At 58.1% G+C, this 10,188-nt stretch carries 6 protein-coding genes and 1 pseudogene; all 7 read right to left on the reverse strand.

Annotated features, from left to right (window positions below; translation table 11 throughout):
- Nucleotides 1–179: 179 nt before the first annotated feature.
- Nucleotides 180–563: a DUF1801 domain-containing protein gene (locus PseAD21_RS28795; RefSeq protein ID WP_102359091.1), complete on the reverse strand. Its 384-nt coding sequence runs from the start codon at nt 561–563 to the stop codon at nt 180–182.
- A 37-nt stretch (nt 564–600) separates the two neighbouring features.
- Nucleotides 601–996 carry a hypothetical protein gene (locus PseAD21_RS28800; protein ID WP_102359092.1) on the reverse strand — a complete coding sequence of 132 codons (396 nt, stop codon included), beginning with the start codon at nt 994–996 and terminating at the stop codon, nt 601–603.
- 234 nt (nt 997–1,230) lie between these two features.
- The gene (locus tag PseAD21_RS28805) at nt 1,231–1,494 is read right to left on the reverse strand and encodes a PAAR domain-containing protein (protein ID WP_102359093.1); all 264 of its coding nucleotides are present in this window, start codon (nt 1,492–1,494) and stop codon (nt 1,231–1,233) included.
- A gap of 148 nt (nt 1,495–1,642) precedes the next feature.
- Nucleotides 1,643–2,392, reverse strand: a complete 750-nt coding sequence (locus PseAD21_RS28810; RefSeq protein ID WP_102359094.1) for a hypothetical protein — start codon at nt 2,390–2,392, stop codon at nt 1,643–1,645.
- On the reverse strand, nt 2,389–7,077 hold the full coding sequence (locus tag PseAD21_RS28815) for an RHS repeat-associated core domain-containing protein (RefSeq protein ID WP_102359095.1): 4,689 nt from the start codon (nt 7,075–7,077) through the stop codon (nt 2,389–2,391). The genes PseAD21_RS28810 and PseAD21_RS28815 overlap by 4 nt, the downstream gene beginning before the upstream one ends.
- Nucleotides 7,074–9,998 (reverse strand): type VI secretion system tip protein VgrG, encoded by a 2,925-nt coding sequence (locus tag PseAD21_RS28820; protein ID WP_102359096.1) that lies wholly within the window; start codon nt 9,996–9,998, stop codon nt 7,074–7,076. Before PseAD21_RS28820 ends, PseAD21_RS28815 begins: the two co-directional genes overlap by 4 nt.
- Nucleotides 9,999–10,124: 126 nt before the next feature.
- Nucleotides 10,125–10,188, reverse strand: a pseudogene (locus PseAD21_RS30130) (type VI secretion system tube protein Hcp); the annotation flags it as partial.

Consider the following 10,188-nt stretch of genomic DNA (forward strand, 5'->3'; position numbering starts at 1 on the left):
GGCAGGATCAAAACCTGCTGCCTTACCGCTTGGCGACGCCCCTGTATCTCAAGCTCTGTAACAAGCTCTGCGAGAATGGGCCGCAATTTACCAACCTTTTTTCGATCTGGGAAGCCCTGAATGCAAAAAAATTGTTTTAAAACAGCCAGTTATTCCTGAACCAAGACAAACGCCGCGATTCACTTCGACAAATTCAACGCAATCGCCTCGCGAATCAGCGCTTTCAAGGCCTGTGCATCGACCTGGTCGCCCTCGTGAAAATCAATCGCCCGCCGAGTGTTGCCCTTAAGGCTGGCGTTGAACAACCCCGCAGGATCGGCCAGCGCCGCGCCCTTGGCGAAGGTCATCTTCACCGCAGCCTTGTAGGTCTCCCCGGTGCAAATGATGCCGCCCCGCGACCACACCGGAACACCCCGCCACTTCCACTCCTCCACCACCTCGGGGTCAGCCTGGTGAATGACCTTGCGAATCTCGCCGAGGATGGCACCGCGCCAATCGGCCAGTTCAGCGACTCGAGCGTCGATCAGTGCCGAGGCGTCGGTGAGCGGTTTTTCGGGTTTCATGGCGAGGTTTTCCTCGGTGTCGTTTGAATCATTTCTTTTACAAGCCGATTTGCTTCAGCCCCTCGCGCATCCCTTGATCCGCTTGCTCGCACCATTGCTTGAGGTTCAGATCCGGCGGCAGGTTGCCTTCCAGACTCTTGTATTGACCATCAGCCAACACTTCGCCTTTGCGACCGAAACCTTCGCTCTTGTCGCCATCGGCCTTGTCGAACTCACCCGGCATATTCGCAACGAACACCACCATCTTGTTGGCGTTTTCAGTGCTGTCCGCTTTCAGGTAGCCCTTGTCGACGCAATGCTTGATCAGGCCCGACATGTTACGACCGCTGTCGTACATGCCTTTCAGGGTAGCGGGATCTGGCGCTTCTGCGACTGCCAGGCTGGAGATGCCGACAGTGGCGGCGATAGCGAGAAACAAAGAAGTGGCTTTCATATTTATTCCTTTAACATCCAGAGAGTTTTGAGTTCCATCGTTACTTCAATGACCGGCTTACTCGCACAGCCTGTACGTTGATCCAGCATGTAAAACCCACGGTTTGTTGGTTGGCATCAATATTCAGGCGATGTAGTAGAACGACTTCATTCATGCTTCAGGTGCCCTTCAAACAGGTGGCAGATGGCAGGAACCCGCCGCCCTGTAGAAGGCATCGATGCACAAAATATGGATTCAGCTGGTAACAGCCCCTTTCGGGCCACTGGCAATCAGTGCGGCACCGCAGGCGGTTTTCATGCCGTCGAGAGCGACGGGCACGCCACCAACGGTGTAGGTGCTGCTGCCCTCGGCGATCGGAAAAATCCCTTTGCACAATGGGCAACTGACCTTGTGACCGAGCCCGGCAATCGGCTTGCCGTTGAGGTCGGTTTGAGAGAAGGCCTCGAGAACCTTGCCACCATGGGTGGTGGAGTCTCCCAGGCGAATGGCGTCTTTCATGTTGTCACTCCTTTGACGGGCAGCGGGATGCCATTACTACGACATCCTGATACCTACATCACCCTGCGTGTCGATATTGAATGTCGAACCTGACGGCAAACAACGATCGTTCAACCCTGCAGCAGAAACTCGCCTGGTCACTCGGACCTCATGCAGAGAAGGCGGCGAGCACATCTCTGGCAATCAGCTCTTTTCTAGCGTTACGCTGATCGTCGCCATTCACGCACCAGACATTCCAGCCGTTTTGCAGCTGACGCTCGCCGTACCGATTCATCACCGACTCTAGTGCGATTTGCTTTAGCGCTGGCAACGCATTCATTTTTTTCTCACTGAACGCATTGAAGTCAAAAACATCTCTGATGTAGAGAGCATCGACTGCGTTTCGAGTAGCCGCTGCCCATTTGCCGACCTGGTTGCGCCCCTCCCACATCAAGGGGTGCAACTCGTCCGGGGTGTAAAAGCCCAAGCCAAAGCCGGTTCCGTAACCTTGGGTTTCCTTATAGGCATACAGGTATTCAAAGAGCTCGGAAAAGCCCTCCAGATGCCAGAACGAATCGATCAGTTGATCGAGACTCATGACCTCGCCAGCGACGCTCAAAAGCAAGCCATTGTCATGTAGAAAAAAGGCACTGACATTACAGTTCATCCGTTCGTCGCATTCATCCTTTGGCCAGATTCGCTCGGAATAAAGCGTTACCCCTTCAGACTCGGATGCCTGCAAGTTCTTTTCATAATTTTTCTCAGAGAACTTGACGACCTTCCCGGCATTGTTACCGAAGCGATCAATGGCCACTCCCAACTGCGCAAACCATTCCCTCAGAGAGGCGCTGACGGCAGGCAGTTGTACCAAGCCATCCTTTTTCAGATGGGCGACGAGGAAGTTGTACCGTTGACTCATTTTGAAGCTCTCTTGGTTTTTGGAGTGTCTGTGTATACACCGGCACGAGGTCCCAGCGCAGCCAAGGTGTTGTTACCTTTGGCCCTCAGTTTTATGGGGTCATCAGTCGGCGACGGCACTTCAACTATGTCCACCGTACCGTCATGACGCAAGCCCGTCACGTCCGGACGTGTTCGAGGATCAGTCGGCACACCCGTCACCGTTTTAACGGCCACATCAACACCGACTTTCTGATACTGGCCGCTTTTCGCCATCTCCTCGGCGATGGCCTCGGATTGTTCGGCATGACCAACACCGCCAGTCTTTTGCCCGGTGCCGACGATTGGACAACCGTTAACGACTCGTATCGGTTGTTTCTTGAGTCCGAGAGGGTCCGTCCAGTCAACCGGGTTCGGCGCGTAGCAATAGAGATTAACCCCACCGCGATAGCCGATCGGATCCTGACTGATGAACCGCCCAGTGCCCGGATCATAATAACGATACCGATTGTAATGCAGCCCGGTTTCAACATCGTGGTACTGCCCTTGAAAACGAATTGGGTTGCGCACACCTTGCCGTTGGGCCCATGGCGAGTACTCTTCGCTTGCCACACCCCAAGCTTTGTACTGAGCACTCCAGGCAATATTGCCGCTCTCGTCGGTCAACTCCTGCGGCGTACCCAGGTGATCACACTGGTACCAGAGCACCGCATCGAAGGGTTCTACGCGAGGCTGATGATTCCACAACGGATCTTCGTCGAGGCTGTAATCGCCATGGTACTCAGGCATTTCCATGAGGTTGATGTGGGCGTGTCGAAGGGCCTGTGCCACTGGAACAAAGGAGCCCGGCTCGTAGATATAGTGCACCGTGCGCCCGGTGCCGCCCTCAAGGTCAGCGGGGCTGCTTTCCCAGGCGAGGTTGTCACCGTCCCATCCGTACAGCGTGAATCCACAGTCAAACTCGCGCTGTTTACGCGCCTTTTCGTGACGGTTCCACTGCGAGCCGGCTTCCGGACGGGCTGTGTAATGCGCCCGGGAGTTTTTATGTAAGCGCCGCCCCAATGCGTCATAGGCGAAATCCACCGCCAGATGTTTATCTTCGAAATGCACTAACCGATCGAAGAGGTCCCATTGCAAACAGGCGCGATTACCATCTTGCCAGCGAACTGTCTGGTTGCCACGCTCGTCGTATTCATAATGAGTGCCGGCGTATTCGCGCAGCAGGTTATCCAGCACCTTGTGGTGCGAGACATCCTGATCAAGCGGCCGGCGTATTTCGTTGACCTGTTCGTCCAGCAGATTACCGGCCGGATCGAAGGCAAAGGTTTCGATGCCCAGACGACTGGCAGCGACCAGCAGTCTGCCGACAGGGTCATATCGGTAGCTCAACGCACCACGGCGACTGTCATTGATGTCGGTCAGTTGGCCGACGGCATCAAAGGTGTACTGGCGCTTAAGCAGCGTGGATTTGTCATCAGAGCGAACGAGCAATTGCTCCTGCAACCGCCCGACCGGATCCCACTTCTGCGTCTGCAGCAGGCGGTTGCCCTGATGACGGGCGACCTCACGGTGCAAGTCGTCGCGTTCGTAGCCGACCAACTCCTGGTCATCTATGCGTATTCCGAGCAGATGGCCACTGCCGTAGGTTAGCCAACTGACCCGATGCCCATCCGGGCGAACCGTGGCAATTCGCTGATTGAGCGCATCGTACTCATGCTGCCAAAGCGCAACGCCCGAGGCTTCCAGTCCCAGGTAATGCTGGTGCTCACGCACCAGATTGGTGGCAGGGTCGTAGAACCACTGCAAACGACTCTGGTCGTTACAGGCCATGGTCAAGTTGCCGTTGCCGTCATAGGCGTAGGATTCGCTCTGGGACTGATCACCCAGATGTGCACTTCGCTCAACCAGACGCCCCATAGGGTCGAAACTGACAGCAATGCGCCGACTGCCGTTGATGATGTCCGCCAGCCGCCCGGTTTCCGGGTCATAGCGGTAGCGCGTCACGCGCCCGTCAAAGCCATTTTCCTCAAGCAGGCGGCCTATTGGGTCATAGCGAAAATGGGCCGCCCGCTCGTTTTCGTTTTCCAGAGTCAGCAAGCGACCCAGGCGATCCCAGCGATAACGCAACGTCTGCTCGGCAGCATCCACTCGTTGCGCAATCAGGCCGGCGGCGGTGTATTGCCAAGTTGTGCAACGCTCCAGCGCATCGACATGGGCCAGCAAGCGCCCTTCGGCATCACGCTCAAAACGTTCTTCGGTCTTGTCCGGATGCTTGATCAGCACCAACTGCCCTGCCTGGTAGTAATACTCGGTGCTTTGTCCGGCGGCATCGGTAAAGCAGCTCAGCTGACCACGCTCGTTGTAATCCCAGGTACTGGTTTTGCCGGAGCAGTCGGTGTACTTGATCAGTTGATCGGCATCGTTGTACTCAAGGGTTTTCTCGTTGCCGATAGCATTCATGATGGCAACGGGTTGGCCGGACGGGCTGTAGGCGTATTCCGTCTTGTTACCCAGCGGATCAACTGCTTCGACAAGATTGCCGCGATCGTCATAGGCGCGCAGCCAGACTCCGCCCTCCGCGTCCATTACCTTGATCAGTTGGTCCTGATCGTCGTAGGCGTAATGCTCCACTGAGTCATCTGGACGGATATGTTCAACCCGGTTGCCACGCTCGTCATAACTGTAGAGATCGGCGGTTCCGTCAGGGTGAACGTGGCGCAAGACATTCTTGGCTTCATCACGGAAGAACCACTCTGAACGCTCGTCGGGGTGGCGAATGCGATAGGTATAGCCAAGGATGTCGTAGTAGTGCCAGGTCTCATTGCCGAGCGCATCGGTCACATAGGTCAGACGAATGTTTTCGTCCCACTCAAGGCGTGTATCGAAGCTACCGTCGTCCGCCCATTCGCGGATGGCTTTGGCCTTGGCGCTCGCTCCGTCCCACTGCAGGTTCATACCGCGTCCGGTACGGTCGGTGTAACGAGTGATCAAGTGAGACTGGTACTGGTAGGTTCTGACCGCGCCGTTCTCGTCCTGCGCCTGAATCAGGTCACCATTGACGTCATATTTGTAGGCGCACAGCTGACGCTGAGGCACGCCATCGCAAATCTCCCACAGTCCGGACAAACGGCCTTGGTCATCGATCAGGGTGCCCAGATGCCGATGGACTTGGGTGATGTCGTCCTGATAAGTGATCAGGTCCGACAACACGGACGAATTGCCGTGTCGGTGTTCGTAGTGGAGCATGATCCCCGCGCCATTGCGCAACACCACACCGCTCAACAGATATTGCTGACCTCGGCGAACGTAGGTTTCCCGGCGCTCGATACCACGGCACAAGATGATCTGGTTTTCAGACGCGCGAACGACGGTGACGTTCTCAATGGCGTCATGGTAAAACAGTCCCGGTTTGGGTAGCGGGTACGCGTGAATCCGACCGTCGGCGGCGTAGTAGGCGAGGCCATCATCGACACAATCGAAACGCGTGGTGAACTCAGTAACCCAGCGCGCGCCCAGCTCACTTCGATCGTAAGCGTCGAGTCGCGAGCTATAGGTGCGAACCCATTCGATCGGAAATGGGCCGGGCAAACTGAAATCGGTATGAGTGAACGTTTCCGAACCCAACGCAAAACTGATGCTGCGGGTGGTGGTCGCGGCGACACCATTCTTGCAGGCGTTGCAGTGCGAGGTGGCGGGCGCCTGAAGGCTGGTCGACTCCAGCCGTCCCTCACCCGCCTGATGCCGAGCCTGACTGGTCGCGTTCGGCTTGACTGAGGTGCCCTGACCGTGAGCTCTGCGCTTGCGCCAAGTGACCACAGCGCCTGCCAACATCTGCAGCAGCCAGCCGATGGAATGTTGGACGCCGGGATCGCCAAGCTTTTTCATTTGCGATCGCAACTCCACGCCCAAGGTGCGGAGCATGGACGTGTTGCTCAGTACGAGCGACTTGGCACTCTCCGGCAACAGATTCTTCGCGGCGCTGTTGGCGACACCTTTACCCGCAGCCTTGTAGGCACTGAAAGCGGCGCCAAATATATTGCCAATTGCGGCCTTCGGGTCATGCAGCAATTGCCCACCGGCGGCGCTCATTTTGGCGCTCGCAGCCTTCATATCGCCCTTGGCATCGAGCTTGCCATTGACCACGGTTTCCAGGCCCTTGGCAATCTCGTTCACCGCTTTCTGGCCAAGCTCGCCGGCGTCATCAAGAATGCTCGCGAGTTTAGGTTTGGCCTTTTCCACGAAGTCATCGATCGTACCGACGATGGTCGCATTCAAGTGCCCGATCAGAACTTCAATTAACGAGTCCCCCAGCAACATCTTGGCGCTGTTGCGTAACTCCTGACGGACCAGTGAAAGTGTCGGGCGCAAGGTCATTCGCGCTGAAGCCATGGTCGGGGGAGCCGGCAGTACACCGATCAGGTTGATGCCCAGACTGACCCAGTCCAGAACCTGGCGCTGTTTGCTTTTGGCCAACGTCACAATGTCGCCGAGCGCATCGACCAACGCCATGATGTTGCCCACAACCGGCAAGGCACCCGCAACGTTCTTGACTCGATCAAGCGTCACGACACCACCGCTGATCGATTGCAGCCAGGCATCGAATTTTGCCGCACCGCGTCCGACGTCCTTGATGTCGATGGTGTTGAGCGGGACGATCGCCACTTGCGGTTCGCGCTTTTTCTCGACAGCAGGCACAGGTGTGGTCATGACAGCACCTCACCAGGTAGCAGACTGGAAACTGAACCCGGATCCGGCGCTTTTATCGCGGCTTTCGGTAACGATACCGATGGCAGGCTTGGCAATTTACCAGCCTTGCTCGCCGCCCCAAGAATCCCCGACGCACCCGGCATGGCCGCACTCGCCAATTTCGGCAACCCGACCATCCCGCCCTGCATCACACCTTTGACTTGCTGCGCGGTTTGCATCACACCTTGCGCTGTCTGCACTGCGTTCATCCCTGTTTGCGCCAATTCCTTGCCCTTCTCCAACATGTCCCAGCTCTTGCTTGGCAGCACCTGCGCCACCATGGCCTGCACCTGGCTCGGCACGTCTTCGGCCCCCGGCGGATTCAACGGCCACTCCGGCTTGCCGATATAACTGCCATCGCTCCAGGTGTCCGCCGGATCCTTGCCGAACAGCACCCGTGCCGGGCCCGGTGCCGCGCCGGCGACGCTGGCAAAACCCTTGGCGTCGAGCTTGCCCTTGATGCTTTTGCCCAGCGCGTCGATAACTTCGTAATCGCCTTCCTTGATGCCTTGGCGCCCGGCGTACTGGTTGAACAGTTCCAGATTGCCCTTGCCCGGTTTCGGCGGTTCCGGGAACACGCCGGCGAGGCTTTTTGCGCCGGTGTAGGCGAAGTTCGCCGCGTGCGCGGTGTACGGGCCGCTGGTGGCGTGGGTGATGCCGCCGGCGTTGTAGGTGGTGGCGCTGCCGCCGCCCTGAATTACCAGTTCGGTTTTCGCGGTGATGGTGATGCGGTCGGCGTTGGCGGTGATGTTGAGTTTGGCCAGCAGGTTGATGCTGTCCTTCAGTGCCTTGACGTCGATGTCGCCGGAGGCCGCGACCAGGCGCCAGCCCATGCTTTGCACGAACAGGCGCATGCCACGACTTGCACTGGCCAGCAGGCGTTTGCCGACGGAAAAACTGGTGTGCCCGGTGCTGCTCAGCGCCAGGTGTTCGCCGGTGGCGATGTGGCTGGAGCGCGGCGTGGTCAGGGCGATGCCGGCCGGGCTCGCGAGCACCAGATGCGGCTCGGTGAACTCGGGGAATTCGTTGGCGGTGAGGTTCGCCGGTCCCGAACCGAGCACGCCTTGGTGCTGCGCGTGCAAGGCCTTGGCCACGTCGTCCTGATCGCCGGCCTCTTGGGCTTGAAGCTCTTTGGCCTGGGTGGCGAAACCGTCCTGCTGATCGCTGGCGGTGGCGAGACGTTCAGCGGTTTCCGGCAGATCCTTGTGGTGCTTGGATTCATTCGGGCGCGGCTCGGTGGTGATCAGCAGACCGGCCCCGGCACGCACGGCGCCATGGCGGTCGGTGCGCAACTCGAAACCTTCGCCACGCGGCTGGCCGCCGCTCGGGCGCGGATGGGTCAGGTAGCCGAGGTTGATCGCACTGGCGCCGTGATCACTGCGCAGCGCAATACTGATCTCGCTGGTGGTGTCGTCGATGCGTAGCTCGTTGGCGCGGCTGCCCTTGTATTCCTTGCTCTTGACCGTGGCCAGAGTCTTGAAGTCCGGCAGTTTGTACGGTGGCAGATTCGCGCCGTGGTACAGGCAGCCGGTAATCAGCGGCTGATCGGGATCGCCTTCCAGGAAGGTGATCAACACCTCCATGCCGACCCGCGGAATGTTGATCGCGCCAAAGGTTTCCGCGGCCCAGTTCGAGGCCACGCGCATCCAGCAACTGGTCTTGTCGTCGTGCTCGCCTTCGCGATCCCAGAAGAACTGCACCTTCACCCGGCCGTACTGGTCGCAGTAGATCTCTTCGCCCTCGGGGCCGCAGACCACCGCGCTTTGCGTGCCGAGGACTTTCGGTTTCGGGTGATCGAGCGGCGGACGGTACGGGACGTCCCACGGGATGGCGCTGAAGCGGTTGCGATAGCCCTGGTGGAAATCGTCCTTGAGGTCGGTGGTGTCGCTGGTCACCGATTCTTCCAGCACTTGCGGTTGCTTGCCTTCGTGGAAGATTTCGGTGAGCAGCCACAGGTCATTCCACGTCGGATTGGCGTGTTCGGTCAGGGCGAGGAAATGCCCGCTGACCAGGATAGGCTGATCGCTGTTGCCTTCGGCGAGTCGATAATCGCTGCGATGACGTTCCAGTGCCCGATTGGCCAGGTGCTTGCCACGGTCGCGATCCACGAAACGGCCCGGGTAGTCGTAGTCCTCAAGATCCGGTTGGGCGCTGCTTTTGGCATCGCTTTCCAGCTCGATCTTCGGTTTGACGAAATCGTAATCGCGCCGTGTGGTACGGCTAGTGCGGGTGGCCAGACGCAGGCCGAAACGCTTGACCACCGGTTGATCGGCGACCAGTCCGGAGTCCTGCTGGTAAGCCACTGGCGCCAGTTTGGGGAACACCGTCTGGTCATCGCCGAAGGTCAGTTTGTGGCCGCTGGACGTGTGCTGAAAATGGTAGTGAATCCCCTCCTCTTCGCACAGGCGCTGGACGAAATGCAGGTCACTTTCATCGTACTGCGTGCAGTAGATGCGCTCGGGATAGATCGCGCTCAGCTGGAAGTGATAATCGCTGGCGAGGATGCCGTGCTCTTCCAGCACCTGACTGATGATCTGCTGCACAGTCATCTGCTGGAAAATACGCTGGTTGAAGCGGTGCGCAAGGTACGACAGCTGCGGTCGCAGGGAGATTTTGTAGCGGGTCAGGCGCTTGCCCGCCTCGCCTTGGGCGATGCTGTAGATCAGCCCGTGAATCCCCGTGCCACTGGGCGACAGCTGCAGGAACGCGAGTTTGTGCAGTAGGCTTTCGAGGTTGATCGAAGCCTTTTCGCTGACCAGTTCCAGCTCGAATTCGAAGGGAGTGTTGAGGGCTTCCCGACCGGTGAACGACAGCACCTGAAAATCGCTGTCCGCGCCATCGATGGTCAGATTGAAATGAGGCTGGTTGGCCGGTGAGAACATTCCCTTGTCCCTCGCACAGTGCTGCGACGCCGCCAGGTCGCTAAGGATCTGGCAGCAAAATTCTTTGAGTAGTAAAGATGCCTCGACCGGCTAAACCGGCCGAGACGGTACAACCATCAGCCGTAATTAAACGACTGGAGCACGCCAGTCATCGGAACCCGAAGTACCGGAGACTTCATGAGTCCAGGTG

Source organism: Pseudomonas sp. AD21 (assembly GCF_002878485.1).
Classification (GTDB): Bacteria; Pseudomonadota; Gammaproteobacteria; order Pseudomonadales; family Pseudomonadaceae; genus Aquipseudomonas.